15 protein-coding genes are annotated in these 20,449 nt (G+C 52.1%); 8 read left to right on the plus strand and 7 right to left on the minus strand.

Annotation, left to right across the window (positions count from 1 at the left end; genetic code table 11):
• Window positions 1-150: 150 nt before the first annotated feature.
• Genes OXG87_20315 through OXG87_20340 form a run of 6 tightly spaced genes read right to left on the minus strand, consistent with a single transcriptional unit; the run spans window position 151 to window position 9,079 of the window.
• The gene (locus tag OXG87_20315) at window positions 151-1,767 is read right to left on the minus strand and encodes a gamma-glutamyltransferase (protein ID MCY3871900.1); all 1,617 of its coding nucleotides are present in this window, start codon (window positions 1,765-1,767) and stop codon (window positions 151-153) included.
• A 17-nt stretch (window positions 1,768-1,784) separates the two neighbouring features.
• Window positions 1,785-2,546 (minus strand): phytanoyl-CoA dioxygenase family protein, encoded by a 762-nt coding sequence (locus OXG87_20320; GenBank protein ID MCY3871901.1) that lies wholly within the window; start codon window positions 2,544-2,546, stop codon window positions 1,785-1,787.
• Window positions 2,547-2,559: 13 nt separating this feature from the next.
• Window positions 2,560-3,726 carry a mandelate racemase/muconate lactonizing enzyme family protein gene (locus OXG87_20325; GenBank protein ID MCY3871902.1) on the minus strand — a complete coding sequence of 389 codons (1,167 nt, stop codon included), beginning with the start codon at window positions 3,724-3,726 and terminating at the stop codon, window positions 2,560-2,562.
• 27 nt (window positions 3,727-3,753) lie between these two features.
• Window positions 3,754-5,184, minus strand: coding sequence for a sulfatase (locus OXG87_20330; GenBank protein MCY3871903.1), 1,431 nt, complete (start codon window positions 5,182-5,184; stop codon window positions 3,754-3,756).
• A 20-nt stretch (window positions 5,185-5,204) separates the two neighbouring features.
• Entirely contained in the window at window positions 5,205-8,042 is a 2,838-nt protein-coding gene (locus OXG87_20335; protein ID MCY3871904.1) for a hypothetical protein, read from the minus strand.
• 29 nt (window positions 8,043-8,071) lie between these two features.
• A complete protein-coding gene (locus tag OXG87_20340; GenBank protein ID MCY3871905.1) occupies window positions 8,072-9,079 on the minus strand; it encodes an NAD(P)-binding domain-containing protein in 1,008 nt (335 codons plus the stop codon).
• Window positions 9,080-9,268: 189 nt separating this feature from the next.
• On the opposite strand from OXG87_20340, the gene OXG87_20345 reads away from it, so the two are divergent.
• Window positions 9,269-10,654: a sulfatase-like hydrolase/transferase gene (locus OXG87_20345; protein ID MCY3871906.1), complete on the plus strand. Its 1,386-nt coding sequence runs from the start codon at window positions 9,269-9,271 to the stop codon at window positions 10,652-10,654.
• Between the two features lie 27 nt (window positions 10,655-10,681).
• Here the strand turns inward: OXG87_20345 and OXG87_20350 are convergent, their stop codons facing one another.
• Entirely contained in the window at window positions 10,682-11,779 is a 1,098-nt protein-coding gene (locus OXG87_20350) for a mandelate racemase/muconate lactonizing enzyme family protein (protein ID MCY3871907.1), read from the minus strand.
• Between the two features lie 275 nt (window positions 11,780-12,054).
• Here OXG87_20350 and OXG87_20355 point away from each other — a divergent pair, with 275 nt between their 5' ends.
• From OXG87_20355 to OXG87_20385, 7 genes are all read left to right on the plus strand, one after another.
• Window positions 12,055-12,918, plus strand: a complete 864-nt coding sequence (locus OXG87_20355) for a phytanoyl-CoA dioxygenase family protein (protein ID MCY3871908.1) — start codon at window positions 12,055-12,057, stop codon at window positions 12,916-12,918.
• Window positions 12,919-13,070: 152 nt separating this feature from the next.
• A complete protein-coding gene (locus OXG87_20360) occupies window positions 13,071-14,363 on the plus strand; it encodes a sulfatase (GenBank protein ID MCY3871909.1) in 1,293 nt (430 codons plus the stop codon).
• A 59-nt stretch (window positions 14,364-14,422) separates the two neighbouring features.
• Entirely contained in the window at window positions 14,423-15,817 is a 1,395-nt protein-coding gene (locus OXG87_20365) for a sulfatase (GenBank protein ID MCY3871910.1), read from the plus strand.
• Window positions 15,818-15,900: 83 nt separating this feature from the next.
• Window positions 15,901-16,692 (plus strand): phytanoyl-CoA dioxygenase family protein, encoded by a 792-nt coding sequence (locus OXG87_20370; GenBank protein ID MCY3871911.1) that lies wholly within the window; start codon window positions 15,901-15,903, stop codon window positions 16,690-16,692.
• Window positions 16,693-16,799: 107 nt separating this feature from the next.
• Window positions 16,800-17,987, plus strand: coding sequence for a phytanoyl-CoA dioxygenase family protein (locus tag OXG87_20375; protein ID MCY3871912.1), 1,188 nt, complete (start codon window positions 16,800-16,802; stop codon window positions 17,985-17,987).
• 53 nt (window positions 17,988-18,040) lie between these two features.
• Window positions 18,041-18,721: a phytanoyl-CoA dioxygenase family protein gene (locus tag OXG87_20380; protein MCY3871913.1), complete on the plus strand. Its 681-nt coding sequence runs from the start codon at window positions 18,041-18,043 to the stop codon at window positions 18,719-18,721.
• A partial coding sequence (locus OXG87_20385) for an arylsulfatase (protein ID MCY3871914.1) occupies window positions 18,721-20,449 on the plus strand: 1,729 nt, incomplete at its 3' end. The genes OXG87_20380 and OXG87_20385, both read left to right, overlap by 1 nt.

A 20,449-nucleotide genomic window follows, 5' to 3' on the forward strand; every position in this document is an offset into this window, starting at 1 on the left:
GGTCCTGTGAAACTTAAGAAATATGCCGATGTCTTTTTGCCTATCATTTGTGATTATTGCCAAAAACACGGGCGAAATTTTCATGCCCAAAGGCAGGGATAATTGGATTCTGTCTCATCCGCCAGGACCTGATCTCGAAGCGCTTTAAATCTATGAATCGCTTCCTGCAGACCATGTATTGCCGCCTGCCCGGACGGTCCCTTCTGCTTTTAGAAACTCCGCGCAGTGGATCCCACCGCCCAGACTGTTGACCGGTGTGATCTCGTGGCCCATTTCGATCAATCCATTCACAATATCATCGGGCAAGGTGCGGGTCACACTTACCGGCTCGTGGGTTTGTACATGCATCCTTGGTCCACTGACAGCCTCGAAGGATGTTGCGCCGTAATCGACGATTTTTTGGGCCGCACGCGCGTTCACAGAGATGATACGCCTGCCGCCTGGCATTCCGATAGCTACATCCCGGTCTGGAAGCTGAATGATGATCGGAACTGTGTTGTTCAGTGGTCGCTTGAGCGAAGCCACGGAATTTTTGCGACCGGGTCTGGGATCTAACCTGCACATCCCATGTCCCAGAATGATGCCTGTATCGGGTACCGTAACAAGGGAGCCGAAAGCACCGCCTTGAGAAATTGTTACGGCCGCCACATTTCCTTCGGCATCTGCAGAAGAGACGTGGAGCGTACCATCATTTGAATCACCCATTGGCGGTGGCACAAGCTGATCTACCGCATTGGGAAACTGGCGCAGTGTTTCCACTCGGCCGGCTGCATAATCTTTGCTCAGAAGTCGCTCGATCGGTACATCCACATGGTTTGGATCTGCGAGATGGAGAAGGCGATCTCGCCAGACCAGCTTGAGAAGCTCGGCGAATTGGTGCCAGTACTCGACCGTGTTTTCCGGTAGAGGATCGAAGCATTCCCACATGTTGAGTAGTTGCAAGCTGGACAATCCGCCGTTGGGCAAAATTGCACCATGCACGGATGCCTCGCGGTAGGTCGTGGTATATGGTTCGGTCACGCCGGGTTTGAAGGCAGCCATATCTTCCATTGTCAAAATACCGCCAGTGGCTTGAACGTGATCTACTATTTTGTGACCGATTTCCCCCGTGTAGAAATCCTGCCATCCGGCTTCTGAAACTCTTGCAAGGGTTTTTTCCATATCGCGGCGGTGCCAGATATCATCTGGTGTCGGGACACGCCCCTCGGGCATCAGGTGTTTTTCTGTTGCTTCAAATTTGCGGATCACGTTCTGCTGATTTTTGATCGCCCCTGCAGTAGAACCAAAGGGAAAGCCATCTTCGAGTAGCTTCAGCGATGGTGCTACTACATCGGACCATTTGAGTTTTCCCCACTTTTCCCAAATGGTGCCCATGCCTGCCATCATACCTGGGGGACCAATGGCGAGAGGTCCATGGACGTTGGCATTGTCCCTTACGCTGCAGATGTATTCATTTTCATTGATGCCTCCGCGGGTACGCGCTGGCAGGATGGTGTACATGTGTTCGTGAGCCGCTTTGGGCGAAATTGAATTGGCGTCTATCGACCAGACTTTGCCTGTGGCGCCTTCCAGGATCACGGCACACAGTACATAACCACCCACACCCGTGGATTGTGGCTGTAACATGCAGCATGCCATACTGGTTGCCACTGCTGCGTCAAAGGCGTTGCCGCCCTGTTCGAGTATTCTCGCACCGATTCTTGCCGCCTCTGGAGGTCCGGCTGCAACTGCTCCTGTTGTGCTGGTAACTTCTTGTCCCTCAGTCATATTCAATTTTTCCTGTGTTATTTCGCTGCATATTGATTTGCGCCAACATTACTTGGCGTTCGTTGATTGGCGCACATAAGGTGGCGTACTAAGTCAGAAGGTTTTTCTAACTCTGCCAGTTGGCCGCGCATGTCTTCTTGTGGGATGAACCAGGGACGCATATACATGCCGAGGAGAACAGATCGAATTTCATCGGTTTGGTTTGGGCGAGCTGTATGCCAGCAGGCACCGTGCATGACAATGGCGCTTCCGCGTTTGCCGGTGAGGATTTTACCGCCATCGATCCATTGGCTTTTGAGTTCTGGCGGTGGCGGTTCACCTTTGAGGTGGCTTTGGGGCAGCATGGCGGTTGCGCCGTTTTCTTCGGTGAGATCGTTCAGAAGCCAGATGGTTTGTCCTGCGAGACGGCCAGGTGGCCAGGGCGGTTGCACAGACCAATAAGGGTAGTCTGAATGCCAGCCAAAACTGTCTGCGCCCGGATAGACTGTATTGCCAGACCAGGTGGAGCAGACCATGTCGTCGCCGAGGTATTTGCGCCACAGGGTTACGATGGTCGGGTGGGACAGGAGTTCGAGAAAGATGGGGTGCTTGACGGCGATGCGCCCTACGCGCTGCGTTTTGGCTGCAAGCGATTGCTCGGTGGCTTCTTCTTTGAGGAGTTGCTCAAGAATACCTCGTGCTTCATCGGCTTTTTTTTCTGGGATGACCGAAGGAATGATGTGGAAACCCACTTCATCGAGATCGGTCATGATTTTTTTATAATCGAGATTTTTTGGCATTTTTGCTCCTGTTTTATTTCACTGCGTACTGCATCAATTTTTCTTCATCGATTTCAATGCCCAGTCCCGGGCGATCGGGCAGTTCGAGATAGCTGCCATTTCGGGTGAGGGAGTGTTTGAGGATTTGATCGCTTTTTAGCTGGAAGCTCTGGTCGAAGTGTTCCATGATGACAAAGTTGAGAATGCCTGCCGAGAGCTGGAGTTGCGCGGCGGTGGAGAGGACGTTGCCTGCGCCGACAGCTGGGGCGAGTGGGATGTCGAAGGTTTCGGCGAGGTGGGCGATACGTTGGCTGCCCGTGATGCCTGTTCGCGCGAGGTCGGGCAGGAGAATGTCGGCGGCATGTGCTTCCAGAACAGCGCGGAATTGATAGGCGTTGTAATATTCCTGACCGATACAGATGGGCAGGGTGAGGTCGCGCGGCACTTCGGCATGGCGGCGGAGGTCTTCGCTGGGTACGGGCGATTCGAGCCAGAATACATCGAATTTTTCGAGCTCTTTGCCCAGGGCAATTGCACCGGGCACGTCGTAGTGCCAGGTGAGATCGACGAGGATATCGACGTCGGGACCAACGGCTTCGCGTGTGGCTTCTACGACGGCAACGGCATTTTTTAAGGGCCGATTGAGGTGATATTTGACCGCGTCGTAACCCATTTCAACGGCTTTGAGGGCTTGCTCAACACCGACTTCGGGTGTGGGGCCATGGATGTTGTTGTAGATACGAACTTTGTCGCGGTAGGGGCCACCGAGAAGGACGTAGCAGGGGACGTCGAGGGCTTTGCCCGATAGATCCCAGAGAGCGTTGTTGATGCCGGCAAGGGCGGCCGCGAGATAACCCGAGCGGTAACCGCGACCGCGCATGGTGCCGTAGGTCATGTCGTAGAGCTTCTCGCGGGCGAGTGGATTTTCGCCGATGAGAATGGGGGCAAACAGGCGATCTACGACTGCTTTGGTGGCTTCGGGAACGAGCAGGGATTGGCCTTCGCCCCATCCGACAAGGCCATTGTTGGCAGTGATTTTGACAAAGAGGGCTTCGGCATAACGCGCAGCTGCCATGTCGTCGATGGGAGGTGCTGTGTCGTATGAGAGCGATTTGCGAGGACGCACATAGTCGGGAATATTTTCAGCGATATTGGGACGGGGTAATTTGACGACGTAGGCGTCGATTTGTTCTATTCGCATTTGTGATTCCTTTCTTCCATTTGTCAATTACGCAACGCCCCAGCCAGGATACTTATCCGGATCCGCAAACTCCTGTCCCAATTCCAAAAAGCCACGGGGGCCACGCCTGCCGTATTCAAATGGATCTTTTGTACCTTCCATCCAGCGATGCAATCTTTCTTCCATTTCTTGAAGTGCTGGCCGCGCTTCAGCAGAATTCGCCAGGTTAACCATTTCGAGCGGATCTTCCTGTCGGTCAAACAGCCAGGGGCCTCGCTCATTAGCAAACCAACGCGCATACGTATAGCGTTCGGTACGCACACCGCGCCAGCGCCCAACCCAACCGTCGCGATTGGGCCAACCATGTGCCATATTCTGCAAATAGACAGACTCTGATCCACCAGGCGTTAACTCCGTATCTGCAGGTGCTTCACCGCCCTGCCATACGCTCGAAATATCTCGCCCTTGCAGACCTTCTGGCAACGGTACTCCACAAGCACCGAGCAATGTAGGTACAATATCAATCGCACCAAAGAAGGCATCCGTTCGCGTACCAGCTTCAATAGCATCGGGCCAACGTACCACAAACGGCACATGGCAAGATTCTTCATAAGGTGTTGCCTTTGAAGCCCGCATTGACTCGTCCAACCAGCGACTACTGGGTTTGCCATACCCATGGCTTGAAAGGTGATCTCCATGATCTGATGTATAACAGACAATTGTATTGTCCCTGACCCCTAAGCGATCCAGGGCTTCCAACAATCGCCCCATATCTGCATCAAGTCCTGTACAACACCCGTAATAGTCTGCAAGTTCCTCATGTGCCCATGCTTTCATCTCGTCTGGTACATTGCCCGGCACATCCATGTCCGCAGGATTATAAATATTATATTCGTCGGGATACTGCTTATATGGCCAGTGAGGAGGTCGCCAGGACACAAAGACGGCAAATGGATCGTCTGTTCGAGCGTCCCGGTGTTTTTCCATAAATTGAATAGCCAAATCCGTTTCGTTCGTTGGAGCCCAGCCTTCGTAAAAGTTTGGGCCCTCATCGTTTTCGTAATAGGATCTGTCGAAGTAGGCGCCCCGCCCTCTCCCGCCTGCAAGCGCCGCAAGATAATCCAGCCCGTACCGATTGTCGTCGCCGTACGGCCCTTTACCCAGGTGCCATGTACCCACGTGCGCAGTGCCATACCCATGCTCGCGCAAAGTGCCTGGCAGGGTTGGGATATCTCGTCGCGGACTGTACTCATTATCAATTACCAAATTTTGCCAACCATACCGACCGGTTAACAAAATCGCTCGATAAGGCGAACACAGCGGGTGGTTGGAAAACATATTGTCACATACCATTCCTTCAGTTGCCATCGCATCCAAAACAGGCGTTTGGATTATGTCATTGCCATTCGCACCCAGCGCGCTATAACGCTGCTGATCAGAAAACACGAACAGAATATTTGGGCGTTTCTCATTACTCATGGGAATTCCTTTCATAATGGTTACAGGAGGGTCTTGAGCATGTTGCCCAGTAAACGATCCGCTACCGGGTCTGTGCCCAGGTTTTCGACAATGCGATGAGTGCAAAGAATGTATTTGCCATTGCCGTGGTCGATTTTTGTGAGGTCAGCGCCGTGAAAGGCTTTGGTGACGCCGATGTAGTTCTGTTTGTGTTTGAGGCCCGCATACCAATCGTAGGTGATGTTGCCGCCGATCCAATCGGTTTTGGGTTCTACAATAGACCATTGGGAGGAGATGTTTTGATATTCTTGTCCCATCAGGCAATTTGAGGGCAAGCCATCGTAGAAGGGGTGGTCTTTGACGACATGACTGCAAGGCGTCCACAACCCTTTGCCGGAGTATAGAGACAGTGGGAATGGGAAGAAAATGTCTTTGTCGATGTGGCGAGACATGCGGCTTTTTCCCGGTGCCATTTGGAGAAGGTGCATGGCGGGCAGGTTGAGGAAGAGAGCTGTGCCGCCGTTTTTAACCCATGTGGCGAGATCGGCGAAGCGGGTATCGGGTGTGCCGTTCCAACCCTGGAGGTTGATGAGCGCGAGTTGGTTTGTGGGTGTTTGGGTGGAGAAGTCGGTGGTGTTGGAAAGATATCTGCCGAGTGCGCCGTTGAGGTCGATTGTCGCTATGGGTACATCTGGAATAGCGGATTTGCTTTTGTCGAGGATGTAGATGCCGGATTGATTTTTGATGGGTTCTGTGTCGTCAGATGTGAATGTCACTTCGATCTGGCATAGACCTTCAATGCCACGGGTGTTGACTTCGTAGATCGCCAGGTCTGTGATGCCTGCAGGTATTGTTATTTGTTCGTTTATGTCGAGAAGATTCTGTCCGTCGTTTGTTGTAACGCGAAGGGAGAGTGTGCCCGATAGATCGTTTTTGTCATTGACAGTGGTAAGCAGGACCTGAACGGTTTCGCCTGCATAGACATTTTGTTTGCCGGGGCGAATGGCGATATAACAGTCAGAAAATACTTCTTTGATGGCGTAATAGGGTTCTTTGGGATTTCGGAAATTGTCGATTAAGCCAGCTCCGATGACCCAGTCGCCGTCGTTGAGTGCGTGGATGCCGATACCCGCGATGTCGGGATTGATGCGGCAGGCTTCGGTCATGAGTTTGTTGCCAGTGGCGTGGATTTCCTGACAGGCCTGTACAAAGGTGTGGAAGTTGGGAAAGATTTGATCTGTTCCTGTTTCGCGAAAGACCGAGAGGTACGAATTGAGGAGGCGTTCGTGCATGCGGTAATCTGGCGTGATTGGATTGCCTTCTGTTTTGTATTGTTCAAAATTTGCTTCGAGGTCGGGAATACTGCCATACCCGAGTTCTGAGATATTGGTGAGCAAGTCGGGTTTGATTTTGCTGTTGGTAAATTGGGCGATTTCCAATCCCATTTCTTTTAGTTGCCCCTCGGTTTTGCCGAGTGCGAGCAAATTGTCGTAACTGCTTTGGGCAAAGGGTGTGCCGGGATAGTTGTGTACATCGTTGATGACAATGGGTTCGTAAGAGCCGGGAAGATAAATACTGCATCCATCGGCAAATCCGCCTGCTTCATCGATGATCATGCGGGTGTGATCGCACTCACGCGCTTTTAAGGATACGCTGTGTTTGAGGCGTTTGAGGCCGTCGCGCATGATTTCGTTAAACATTTCCCAAATGACGATGGAGGGGTGGTTGCGGTCGCGTTTGACCATTTCCGTGGCTTCGTTTTCGATGCGTTGTTGGGTGTATGGGGTGATCTGGGGCCAGTTGTCCATGCATTCGACGGGGAGTGCGCCTACAAATAAGACGCCCATTTCATCTGCGAGATCATATACGATTGGCGGTTGGGGTTTGCGCCACGGGCGGATCATGTTGATGTTGCCGTCTTTGATAAGCTGAAATTCTTTTTTTAGAAGATTGAGGTCACGTGGGTATGCGAGGGAGTGTGGATAGAAGGCTTCGTTGAAGGTGGTTTTGAGGATGATTTTTTCGCCGTTTAAGTAGAAGGTTTTGCCTTTGGCTGTAAATTCTCGGAAGCCGAAGCGCGTTTTTTCGATATCTGATGTTTCGCTCCCGAGGGCGACTGTGGCGGTGACGACGTAGAGATTGGGTTCGTCGAGTTGCCAGAGTTTGTGGTTTGGGATGGTGAATATTTCTTCGCGATGGCTTGTGCCGGGGTTCAGGTTGAGCGTTTCTTGTCCAGAGGCGACCTGTGTGTCGCTTTTGTATTCGGTGATTGACCAGGTGATGGTTGCGGATTGTATTTTTAAATTCCGATTCTGAAATGTGGTGGCTATGTTGACTTCGCCCGTGTGGATGTCGGATGTAACGAATGTGTCGTCAACGTACACAGGACCCGTAGCGATGAGGGAAACCGATTGCCATATACCGCCAGCGATTGCGCCGCGCCAGTGGGGCATGTCATCGCGGCCTATGCCGTCAATGACCACATCCCGGAGTATGAGTGGGGTGATGACGCGAATGGCGATGAAGTTTTCGCCTTCGGTTAAGAGGTCGTCTATCAGGAGTTCAAAGCCGATGTATCCGCCTTCGTGCGCGCCAGCGGCTTCGCCATTGACCCAGATTTCTGCGCGGTAGTTGACTGCTTCAAAATGCAGGCGGATTGTTTTGTTTTGCCAGTCGGGGGGAAGGGTAAATGTTTTGCCATACCAGGCTACGCCTTCGTAATCTTGTTTGAATTCTTCGAGACATGCGGGGACGGTTATTTGCTCCAAGTCTTCGTAGGCGTAGAAATTTTCGCGGTGCTGTAAGTTGAGCGTGCGGCCTTTGTTGTCGTGATCGTAGATGACTTGCCAGATTCCGTCAAGTGAGTGGGTTTGTTTCATGGGTTGAAAAGTTCCTTTTCTATACGAGTTCACGAGCTACGCGGCCGAAACCGGTTTATTGCATCGTCTGCCCGCGCGTGATTTGCATCAATCGTGCGCCCGGCATTGTGCGGCGTGTGGACCACATTGTGGCGGCCAAGCAGTGGAGAATCCAAACGCACCGGTTCAATGTCCCAGACGTCTGCGGCCAGAGAGAGTTCGTCATTGAGGACCCGTTGATACAGTGTTTCGGTGTCGCAGATCGCTGCGCGTGTCACCAGAACGACGAGCGATTGATGCGGCAATGTGCGAATGGCCTCCGGGCCAACCAGCCCACGCGTATCGTCCTTCAAGGGGACCATCGGCGCAAAAATATCGGCGTCTTTCACGAGTTCTGAGAGATCGAAGCATCGCCTGACACCGGCGAGCGTAAACGATGCCTCCGGAGCAAATGGATCCCAGACGGCCACATCTGCTCCCATGTTCGAACACCATGAAGCGTACCGTCCTCCAATATTACCAATGCCAACGACGCGTACTCGCTTCCCAGCAATGGTGCCGCTCACAAAGCGTGGGTCGTCGCCAAATTGAGCGCCCCTCTGTCCGGGTTTGCCTACGTCTGGTTTGTATTTCCAGGTCTCGTGGCTCTCCATCATCTCCACGTAGGTCTGCGGTATCCGTCGCAATGCACTTATTGTGAGTCCGAGCGCAAACTCAGCAACCGTTTGTCCCCATTGAATGGTACCACGAGGGCGAATGATGTTCACCCCACGGGCGTGTGCGCCATCGAGGCCAGCGTTTGATTGGCCTGCTGCATCGTGGTAGAGTTCCTCAAGACCAGAAAATGGCTCAAGATCCTCAGTGTCCGCCGGAAGGCCAAGGAGGACGAGCCGATGTACCGATGAAGGATTCTCCACCATCTGTGGCGCTCGAGTCCCAGATGCCTCGGTGCGATAGAGTTCGCACGCTCCCGATTCCTGCCAGCGGCGGTTCCAGTGGTCGGCCACAAAGGGCCAGGAGGCGTCAAAGCGTTCGTGAACACAGATTACTGATCTCATTATCTTCTCCTTAAGAATTGTCTGCCAGTGCGGTCCAACGCAATTTAGTTTACAAATGTACGTAAATCAAGCATTCAAGAATATTACCAATTATTTGTTCTGAGCATTCTCCTTGACACGCCCTCTCGAACATTGTAGATAAGACCGATAGATTGAATGTCGGCAAAAGGCCATACGACAGGAGGAATTATGGCGCCCAATATTGTTTTGTTTCTTACGGATCAGTTGAGACGCGATGCGTTGGGGTGTTATGGCAATGAGATTTGTCAGACGCCCAATCTGGATCGACTCGCAGAGGAGGGCATACGGTTTGATCAGGCATATACCACAAGCCCTGTTTGTTCTCCTGCACGCGCTTCTTTGATGAGCGGTCTTTATCCGCACAATCACGGGGTGATGCTCAATACGCATATTGCGCCTGCGTGGAATAGGGGATTGTCAACAGATGTGCCGACGTTTAGCCGTTTGCTCAAAGAGGCGGGGTATGTGCTGGATTATGCGGGGAAGTGGCACGTCCATCAAGATATTGGACCTGAGGAATACGGCTTTGATCGACATAAGATGGGTAGGGGGGGACGCGGGAAAATAGTCCCTGGTACAGAATTGACGGTTGAGTTTCCCGGAAGTTCTTTCCCTGTGGCGGGTACGGGTGAGATGTCGCCAGAAGAGTATAAAACGTGGACGGTGACGGATTGTGGGATCGAGATGTTGCGCGAACGGGCAGGAGGAGATAAGCCGTTTTTTTTGCGAATTGATGCAACAGCACCTCATTTTGCCAATATTGTTCCGGAGCCTTATGCGTCGATGTACGATCCTGAATCCATTCCGCCATGGCCAAATTTTGACGAATCTTTTGAAGGCAAACCCGCGGCTCATTTGCGCAAACATCGAGAATGGAATCTTCAAGATAAAGATTGGGCGTGGTGGCGACAGGTGGTTGCCAAGTATTACGGCGATGTGTCTCTGATTGATACATGCGTGGGGCGCATGCTGGATGCGATACGGGAATGTGGGATTGAGGATAATACGATATTCCTTTTTAGCACAGATCACGGTGATGCCACGGGCAGTCACAAGCATTTTGAAAAATCGGGTACTATGTATGATGAGGTATTTCGGATTCCGCTGCTGATGAAAGTGCCGGGAGGCGTGAGTCGCAATGTATCGCAATTTGTTCGGCTGATGGATTTGATGCCGACATTTGTCGAATGGGGTGGTGGGAAATTGCCCGAGGGATTGGATGCGAGGAGTTTGGTACCGCTTGTGAATGGCGATGATCCCGCCGATTGGGCAGATAGTGTGTATTGCGAAAGTCACGGTGAGGTGTGGGGATATAGCTCGCAGCGAATGGTGCGTACGGAGAAATGGAAATACGTTTATACACCTCACGATCTGGATGAATTATACGATCTCGAAACCGATCCCGCGGAGATGAATAATCGGATTGATGACCCGATGTGCGCCGATGTGTTAGAGAATATGAAAGGGCGTTTGTTGGGATGGAATGACGCGACCAATGATATGTTCCAATGGCATTGGGTGAGATTCAATTTCCCCGAGCCAATTGCGCCGTAAATAGCGAAATCGATGATTCTTGTTGATCTATACTGCGTATTGCTTCACTGCCTCGGGGTCCAGTTCCAGGCCCAGACCGGGTTTGTCGGGATTGGGCGACCAGACGCCATTGACCGGCTCGGAAAATTCTGTGTAGGTTATCCGGTCGGCTTCTTCCACCATGCCGAGGTATTCCACAATTCGCAGATTTGGGGTCGCGCAAGATAGGTGCAGGTGGATGAGCTGGTAGGCATGTGGCGCAACGGGCAGGTTGAAGGCGTGGGCGAGGTGTGCCACTTTCATCCATTCGGTGATGCCGCCGACTCGGCCTACATCGGGTTGGACGATATCTGCTCCGCCCCGGGCGATGAGGTCTTTAAAGCCGTATTTGGTGTACTCGTGTTCGCCAGTTGCGATGGGAATCGTGGTGGCACGAGCAATGGCGGCCAGGCCTTCGATGTCATCAGCCAGCACGGGTTCTTCAAACCAGCCGATGTTGTATTCCTCAAACGCCTGAGCCATGCGAATGGCTTGTTTGGCGTAGTACCCATTATTTGCGTCGATGAGAATCTCTATGTCATCGCCCAGTGCTTTCCGCACCGCAGATAGTCGCGCCACATCTTCACCCTCACTTTGACCAAAATCTTTGCCGACCTTCATTTTCACGGACTTCATGCCGCGTTCTACATAGCTGGCCTGTTCGGCAATTAATTCATCTACGCTGAAGTGGGTCCAACCGCCGCTACCGTAAACTGGGACGGTGTCCGTATAAGGGCCGAGCAGTTTGTAGAGAGGGGTTTGATAATACTTGGCTTTCAAGTCCCACAGGGCAATATCGACTGCTGAAAGGGCGCAAAAGGCCAGGCCTTTGCGGCCCACACCGCGTATGCGCCAGAACATGTCGTCCCACAATTGTTCGATGTTGAGTGGGTCCTGACCCACCAGAATGGGTTTGAACGACCCTTCGATGATCTCGCGGGCGGCCCGTGCGCCCCCTCCGGTGCCCAACCCTTCCAATCCCTCATCGGTGACGATGTGGACAAAGCACTGTGTTCTGCCCTGTTCAAGGTGACGAATGGTGGCGTCCTGGATGCCTGATAGATGAGGCATCGACAGAACGGTTGTTTTTACATCTGTAATTTGCACGGTGATGTTCTCCTGAGGGGTGTTATGATATTATGATCTGCTGCGTCTATTTAGACCAGAAGATGTCAACCTGTGTTCCCCAAGACTCTGGAAAGGTTGGGGGACGATCCGGTTCAGAGTGGATCTGAAGAATGCCCTTGACAGAGGAGTCTGCTTTTCAAATCATATCTAAAAAAGATGAGGATAATATAGATTGATAAATTTACCGATTTAGCTTTGGGGGCAAGATACAGAGACAAGCGATTTTGGAAAGCTGCAAAACTACGGAGGATGTTATGTCTGTATCTGAAATAATCGAATCTCATGTTGAGCAAATGAAAGCAGAGGGCTGGTGTTTGGTCGAAGGGGTGATTCCTGAGGATCAGGTCGATTCTCTTTGTGATCATGTGCAGGAGGGTCATAAAAATGGGCTGAAGTATTATGAAGAGATCGGTGGTTCACTTGTGTTTCAATCTGACGCAGAGGGCAAACCTCATAGAAATGCAGTTTCGTTTATTCCCGGTCTTGCAGCTTATTTTGGCGATGAACGCGTGGTGGGCATTGCAAAGGCACTGTTGGATCCGCATCACATACGTATTGCACAGACGGAGTTTAAGACACGGCAACCCGGTGAGCGAAAGATGGATCACCGGGGGTGGCATTCAGATTTTCCACACGATTTGACAGACCGAGAACGGGCAGGTGCTTTTATAATGCCGTTTCCCAATGTGGTGGCAGGGATTACGGCATTATGGATGTTGTCGGATTTTTCACCAGAGAATGGTGGCACCTGGGTGGTGCCTCGCAGTCATCGGGATTTGCGGAATCCGCGGAGTCACTTGGACCCGCGCAATCCGCCAGAAGTGCACGATGATATTCCGATCAAGCAATCGATCCCGGGCGAGATTCAGCTGGAAGGAAAAGCAGGGAGTGTCGTGATGATCGATAGTCGAATCTGGCATACGGCGGGAAATAATCCGAGCGATGAACCGCGAGTGACGATGCTGACGCGGTATTCGCCATGGTGGATGAATCTGGAATTTGGGGGGCGTAATCAGGCAATGGTGCCGAGGGAGATTTATGAAAGGTTTCCTGAGGAAGTAAAGTTGCTGTATAAGCATCGGGTTGAGGGGGAGGCGAATCCTATTCAGCGATATTAATCCCCAGCCACTCACAACGTGCGATTCCAGGTGTATCACATGATGCGATGCGCAAGCGAGACAACGGATCTGCACTGGTCCTTAAACCACGGCAGAAAGGGGCAATCCCCATATTTTGCACAACCACAGATGCAAAAAGAAAGGTTTATCAGATGAGTAAGTCGATAGATGATGATCTCAAAGAACGTCCGAATATTCTGATTATTTTTACCGATGATCAGGGATATGCGGATCTGGGCTGTTTTGGAAACAAAAAGAACAAGACACCGCGACTGGATCAACTGGCGAAAGAGGGCACGCGCTTCACCAGCTTTTACGCCCAGCCGGTGTGCGGTCCGTCGCGGTCGGCATTGCTCACTGGTCGCTATCCGGTCCGCAGTAAGGGCTGGGGGATGCCCGCCAGTGAGATTACTTTTGCCGAGCTGATGAAACCCGCAGGATACCAGACAGCCTGCGTCGGTAAGTGGGATGTCTCGAACAGGAAGGAAATTATCGAGCGCATGCCGAACGCGCAGGGGTTTGATTATTATTACGGTACTCTTGGCGCAAACGACAACGGATATATAAAGTTTCACGAGAATAACAAAGCGGTTGGTGAAACTGAAGACATGAGCTGTACGATTCGCCTGTACACCGATAAAGCGATTGATTTTCTGGAGAATTTCCGAGATCCGAACAAGCCGTTTGTGCTCTATCTGGCGCATACGATGTTGCACACAATCATCGATGCATCTCCTGAGTTTAAGGGAAAATCGGCTGGCGGGCTATATGGGGATGTGGTTGAAGAGTTAGACCATGAGACCGGACGTTTGCTCGACAAGCTGGACACACTGGGGCTGCGCGACAACACACTGGTGATCTATACTACGGATAACGGACCGTGGTGCCAATCAAAGTACTATGAAAACAAGAAAGGCCACCCAGAGGGTTCCATCTTTTGGGGCGATCCCGGGCCGTTGCGCGCCGGTAAGGGATCAGCTTATGAAGCTGGATCTCGTGTGCCCTGTATTGTCCGTTGGCCGGGTAAAGTCCCGGCTGGGCGCACCTCGGATGCGCTCTGGGCCACGATTGATTTAATGCCGACTTTTACCGCACTATCAGGTACCAAACCACCGATGGATCGCGTGATTGACGGCATTGATCAGACCGCATTGCTTTTGGGGCAAGCCGAAGAAGGCCGAGAAACCTTTATCTATGATCAAGTGGGAGAAGGCGATGCCAATATGGGCGTCGGTATTAGAAAGGAAAATTGGAAGTTGCTGCTTCCTGGGCGAAAACCAGAACAAGACCATCGATTTCTGATGGATTTTGGAACAAATGGGCTGGAGTTATACGATCTGGATCGCGACATTGGCGAAAAGAACAATGTCGCAGACGATCATCCTGAAGTTGTGAAAGAACTCCGTGAAACCTTAGACAGTTTTAAAAAAGGTGCAAAGGAATGATGGAAAGGTCGTTTCTGACATACCTGTTTCTTGTCATACCAACCTGCTTGGAGTGAACCATGTCAAAAAAGAGTCCGAACATCATCCTCATAAATTGCGATGATTTAGGATACGCCGATATCGGCTGTTATGGATCAACGCTCAACAAAACACCAGCACTCGACCGGTTGGCCGAACAAGGCATACGGTTCACCGATTTCTACGCTGCCGCTCCAGTATGCACCCCTTCCAGAGCTGCAATGCTGGCTGGGGCATACCCTCGAAGGCTCAACATGCATGCTTTCGACGTTCGAAAAATCGATGGTTCAGGAGAGGTCATCGAAAAACGTGGGGTGTTGTTTCCTGGGCAGGCAGAGGGGTTGAACCCCCAGGAGAAGACGATTGCGTCGGTGTTGAAGGGAGGTGGGTACACAACAAAAGTCATCGGAAAGTGGCATGTGGGCGATCAACCTGAGTTTTTACCTGCTCATTATGGTTTCGATTCCTGGTTTGGGATACCGTATAGCAACGACATGGGGCTTCAAACTCGGAGGCCCGGAGTCGCGTGGGCAGAACATATTGAGGTTCCTCTTCCGCTCATGCGAGATAGCGTGGTGGTACAGGAACAGCCCGATCAGACCTCCATTACGGAACGATATACCGAGGAGGCCGTGACGTTTATCAGAGAGAACGCTGGTCGGCCGTTTTTTCTCTATTTCGCGCATACCTATGTACACAACCCATTGTTCGTACCGGAAGTCTTCGAAAAACAATCTGAGAACGGCGTCCTCGGTGCAGCAGTCGCGCATATCGACTGGAGTTTGGCGATGCTCGAATACGAGCTTGAACGGTGCGGATTGACGGACGATACACTCATTATCTTTGTATCCGATAATGGTGGCGCAAGCAAGAGCGTTAATACACCCTTGCGTGGATTCAAGGGATCGACCTGGGAAGGAGGGCAGCGGGTGAACTGCATTATGAAATGGCCTGCACGTATCCCTGCAGGCACCATCTGTAACGAGATCAGCACTATGATGGATTTCCTGCCGACATTCGCTGACATCACTGGAGCCGATATTGAAGATGGCGTCATTCGAGATGGTCATACGATGCTGGGGCTCATGACGCAGGAAGCTGGCGCATCATCTGGATACAAAGAATTTCTGTACTTCAAGGAGGGCAATCTTGATGCGATACGGAGTGGCGACTATAAGCTGCATCTCCATCTCAAAGAGTTGTACGATTTGGATGCCGACATTGGGGAGACGGATAATAAGTACGACGAAGTTCCTGACGTGGTTCAGAAGCTCGAAGATGCAGCGGAATTAGCCCGCGTGGATTTGGGAGACGACATCACGGGCGTTACCGGTGCGAACCAACGTCCCTGTGGTCGGGTGGAAAATCCTAAGCCACTCACGACGTACGATCCCAACCATCCCTATATCGTCGCGTTGTATGATATGTCGGAATAGAGAAAGAATAGAATTTGGGCGAGTAAATTCGTGACAGTTAGGATACCCTTGTAGATGGTACAACCGCCAGGGAGGAGTAGCACATGAGTGAGTTTTATATCCCCGAAGATGCAGAGGCGCAGTTTGAAGAGCGCGGTTATTTTGTGGTTCGAAATCTGATTTCAGCCCAAGCAGTTGAGGCCGTGCGAAGTGAACTTGAACGGGTCATCGCAGAAAAGCCGGAAGGATTCAGATTGACCACTGATCGCGCAGATGACACAGGTGTTGACGGTGATGCGGCGGTATGGGCTGTGGGCGATCGGGACCTTCATAGCCGGGTGCTTTGGGAGGAGTGGTTGACAGCAGAGAATGTGATTGCAATGAACCAACGCTTTCTGGGTGAGAATGTTCGCGTGCAAGGCACGCGTTTTTTTACGAAGCAGGCTCGAATCGGCGAATCGGTTCCCTGGCACCAGGACATTTGGTTGTGGGAGCGCGATGCCTCGCGTGGCATCAGGCTACACAAGCGCGAACATTTTAATTGTTGGGTGGCTCTGGAGACTGTCGATCTGGAGAATGGGTGTTTACATGTGATGCCAGGCGCCCACAAAGGCGACGTGATCGAACACGTGCAGTATGATGGGTTGCACCCAGAGATTCCGCGTGAGCTTTTAAAGGATAAGACGCCTGAACCTGTGCCCTTGGGACCGGGCGATGCGGTGGTCTGGCATGCGCATATGTGGCATATGAGTCCCCCAAATCCGAGCGATCGCACGCGATGGGGCGGTGTCATGATCACATTTCGCGATGAGATGGCTGAAAAGGCGAATCAGGCCGATCGGGGAATGCTCATCCGCAATGGGATGGCGTGTTCTTATCCAGGACCGATTCGTTGAGCCACATCTCCAGTTTTTCATTTTCAACCAGAGAACCAAATATGGCCGAACAAGAAGATTATACATCTGCCATAGCTTTTTTTAATCCTTAAACCAGTGAGTTGATTATGTCAAAACACTTAAATTTAGATGAGCGGCTGCGCGTCCCTTACTCCATCGGCACGGGCATTCCCAAAGGGGGCGATGCAGAGATTGAGGGATATGTGCAATCGCTGCGAACCCAGGGGTTCTGCGTCATCGAGCGGGTGATTCCCAAAGATCAGATCGACGCGGTGCGCGAGAGTGTGCACCGGGGTCGCGAGCTGTTGCAACAGGACCGCGAGGCGGAGCGCCGCAAGCGCATAGAGATAGAGCGTCAGAGAGACCCCGATGCCGAGATCGACGACAGCCCTGAGCGCTTCGAAAGATGGCGCGAGGACCCGGTGCGGCCACCTATGGCACCGCACGCCGAACTGTGCGATATCGCGCGGTGCGAGACCTTCGCCGAGTACCTCGCGGAGCCTCGCGTACTGCGGGTTGCCAGAGCCATGCTCGATACGCACATTCGTATTTTGCAGACGGAGGTCAACAAGTCGTCGCGACCGGCTAAGAAACCGCTATCCGAGCAGCAGCTTAAGCACCGCGGTTGGCATTCTGACTGGCCACACGATCTGAGCGCGTATGGGCCAAACAGCGAGCATCCCTGGAAGCACTGCGGCGCAGTCACCCAGCCCTTCCCCGACGTCTGCATGGCACTATCCACGGTCTGGTACCTCGGTCCGGAAGACGTTACCCCGTTCAACGGCGGCACGTGGATCGTGCCGGGGTCGCACAAAGACCCGCGTAACCCGCGAGGTCCCGACGACGGCATCGACGCGCGTGCGTCAATTCCAGGAGAATTCCAGGTCTCTGCCCCGGCGGGCTCGGTTTTTATGCAGGACACAAGGAGCTGGCACTCGACCGGGCTTAACCAGAGCGAACACGAGCGCACGGCGGTGGTGTGCCGATATGCGCCATGGTGGCTGTCTGGGAATGAGTTTGGCAACTTGCACTCGGGCGGCCACACACTAAGGACCTACGTGCCGCGAGAGGTTTTCGCCAGGTTCTCCCCGGAGCTGAAGCTGCTGTATCGGCACCTCGCCGAGGGCGAGGAGGATGTGCTACAGCCAGAGAACCAACACAAGGCGTTGCGCGCCAGGTTTGTGGATCAACCGGAACTGCGCCATCCAGACCGCATCGGCGACAATAGCCACATCGTCGCCGGGGACATGAGCGTTGAGGAATGGGAACGCAGCCGGGGCGAGTCTGCCAGATGACAGAACCATAGAATCATGATCTATGTGATATCTTTGAGAAAGGTGTGATAGGTATGTCAGAGCGAATTCTGACGCAGGAGCAGATCGATATTTTTCATCGCGATGGGTTTGTTGTGGTGCGGCACCTGATTCATGAAGAGATGGTTGCTGGACTGGCACGAGATTATGATCGGGCGACTCGTGATGAGTTTGATGTGCCGGCCTGGAAGGACCGCATTGCACCGGGTAAGACGCTGCAACTTGGCAATCCTTCATTGAGGATACCTGGGTGGGAAGGTCATGAATATCGACAGCGCATTGTGCAGATAGGAAAGGAGTTGCTGGGTGAGGATATTGACTATCGGTACGATCAGTTAATTTACAAACCACCTCACTCTCAGGTGGAATTATTGTGGCACCAGGATGCGGGATATGGTTGGCCGGGTGAAGCGAACCATCGGGCGCTGACGTGCTGGCTGGCTTTGTCTAAGGCGACAAAGGAAATGGGGTCTTTACAGTTTATTCCCGGCAGTCACTTGAATGGGATTGCAGAACACATCAGTGCGAAACACAAAAATCCGATTAACAATGCACTGGAAGTGATTGTGGACGAAAGCCAGGCCGTGGTGGTAGAGTATGAACCGGGTGATGCAACCTTTCACCACGGACGGACCCTGCACTATACGAGTGGGAATACAACAGGTGAACCCAGGCGTGGGGTGTCGACGCATTTGTGGCCCCCCGTAGAAAAGTAATGAAAGAACCGTTTCCGGGAGCTTTACTCGTGGAAGAGAATAGACCAAACGTAATTATTCTTCTCACCGATGATCAAGGCTACGGTGACTTGTCCTGCCATGGCAATCCGGAACTTCAAACGCCATCTATGGACAAGCTACGTCAAGAAAGTGTCCGCCTGGACAACTTCCATGTGGCGCCGATCTGTACGCCTACGCGCAGTCAGTTGCTTACGGGATGTGATGCTTTGCGCAACGGTGCATACTCCTGGGCTTATGGGCATGAGTGCATTTTTCCTGAGATCCCAACGATGGCCGACATTTTCAGGGATAGTGGTTATCGGACCGGGCATTTTGGAAAATGGCATCTCGGCGACAATTATCCCTTTCGTCCGTATGATCGCGGTTTTGATGCGTCGATCCACCACAAAGGTGCGGCCATTACGCAGACGCCGGATTACTGGAACAACGACTATTTCGATGATCACTATTGGGATAAAGACGAGGTGAGACAATTTAAGGGGTATTGCACCGATGTGTGGTTTCGTGAAGCCATTGCCTTTATAGAGGAATGCCGCGAGGCTTCGGCGCCATTCTTTCTCTACCTTCCTACAAATTGTCCTCATGGTCCTCACTATGTTCCCGACCAATACCGTGAACCGTATCGGCATTTGGGACATAAACTGTCCAGCTTTTTTGGTATGATTGCCAATATAGATGAGAATATCACTCGGCTAGACGAGTTCCTGGAAGAAAATGAACTGAAAGAGAATACGATCTTGATGTTCATGACCGACAATGGCGGTACGGCAGGTGTGGAATACTACAATGCAGGTATGCGGGGCAGCAAGGGCACGCTTTTCGAAGGCGGTCATCGCGTCCCGAGTTTTATCCGCTGGCCAAAGAGGAACCTCAATCATGGCCAGGATCTAAAGCAAGTGACCCAAGTTCAAGATATTCTGCCCACATTAATGGCACTGTGTAGACTCGATGCACCCGAAGGTTTTTACTGCGATGGCGTGGACTTGACCTCGATCCTTCTCGGCGGTGAGAGCGAAACACTCAACGAACGGAAACTTGTGGTCCAGTTCACCAGGCGTCCGCCCGTGCCGCAAAAACATGATGCGTGTGTTATCTGGCAGAATTGGAGACTTATTTCCGGGAAGGAGTTGTACGATATCGGGAACGACTCCGCCCAGGAGAATGACATTTCGGATGAATTTCCTGAAATAGTGGCTGAGCTAAAGAGACACTATGAAGCATGGTGGCAAGGTATTGAACCGAGTATCCAGCGAGTGAACGCGTTTCCTGTGGGTGGTGAGAATACGCAAGTTGTCGATTTGTGTCTCTTTGACTGGGATGATTACGAAGGTGAGGTAAATAATACGCCTCAGCGTTCTGTTCGCCAGGGAGCTCGCATCATGGGCGATTGGCACATTGAGATCGAGAAAGCAGGTGAGTACACCTTTGAGATGCGTCGCTGGCCGCCTGAAGCAGAGACCGCCATCGCAGGCGGATTGGATGAATACCGAGCGGAAGATGACATCTTTCCAGAAGGTATAAGCTTGCCGATAACGAAGGCAATACTCGCCGTGGAGGGACAGAATAGAGAGATAGCCGTCGGGCAGAACGACGCAACTGTAAGTGCTACTTTGAGCCTGGAAAAGGGCAAAACGACTATACGCTCTGTTTTTTGTGATAAGGACGATGAGGTGCTATGTGGGGTCTATTATCTAAGGGTCTGTTGTT

The organism is Gemmatimonadota bacterium (assembly GCA_026706845.1).
Classification (GTDB): domain Bacteria; phylum Latescibacterota; class UBA2968; order UBA2968; family UBA2968; genus VXRD01.

Excerpts from the sequence above, each read along its gene's own strand:
- OXG87_20325 (MCY3871902.1), bottom strand. The coding sequence starts at position 3,726 with ATGCGAATAGAACAAATCGACGCCTACGTCGTCAAATTACCCCGTCCC.
- OXG87_20335 (MCY3871904.1), bottom strand. The coding sequence starts at position 8,042 with ATGAAACAAACCCACTCACTTGACGGAATCTGGCAAGTCATCTACGAT.
- OXG87_20370 (MCY3871911.1), top strand. The coding sequence starts at position 15,901 with ATGAGTGAGTTTTATATCCCCGAAGATGCAGAGGCGCAGTTTGAAGAG.
- OXG87_20380 (MCY3871913.1), top strand. The coding sequence starts at position 18,041 with ATGTCAGAGCGAATTCTGACGCAGGAGCAGATCGATATTTTTCATCGC.
- OXG87_20340 (MCY3871905.1), bottom strand. The coding sequence starts at position 9,079 with ATGAGATCAGTAATCTGTGTTCACGAACGCTTTGACGCCTCCTGGCCC.
- OXG87_20375 (MCY3871912.1), top strand. The coding sequence starts at position 16,800 with ATGTCAAAACACTTAAATTTAGATGAGCGGCTGCGCGTCCCTTACTCC.
- OXG87_20365 (MCY3871910.1), top strand. The coding sequence starts at position 14,423 with ATGTCAAAAAAGAGTCCGAACATCATCCTCATAAATTGCGATGATTTA.
- OXG87_20360 (MCY3871909.1), top strand. The coding sequence starts at position 13,071 with ATGAGTAAGTCGATAGATGATGATCTCAAAGAACGTCCGAATATTCTG.
- OXG87_20345 (MCY3871906.1), top strand. The coding sequence starts at position 9,269 with ATGGCGCCCAATATTGTTTTGTTTCTTACGGATCAGTTGAGACGCGAT.
- OXG87_20320 (MCY3871901.1), bottom strand. The coding sequence starts at position 2,546 with ATGCCAAAAAATCTCGATTATAAAAAAATCATGACCGATCTCGATGAA.
- OXG87_20315 (MCY3871900.1), bottom strand. The coding sequence starts at position 1,767 with ATGACTGAGGGACAAGAAGTTACCAGCACAACAGGAGCAGTTGCAGCC.
- OXG87_20330 (MCY3871903.1), bottom strand. The coding sequence starts at position 5,184 with ATGAGTAATGAGAAACGCCCAAATATTCTGTTCGTGTTTTCTGATCAG.
- OXG87_20355 (MCY3871908.1), top strand. The coding sequence starts at position 12,055 with ATGTCTGTATCTGAAATAATCGAATCTCATGTTGAGCAAATGAAAGCA.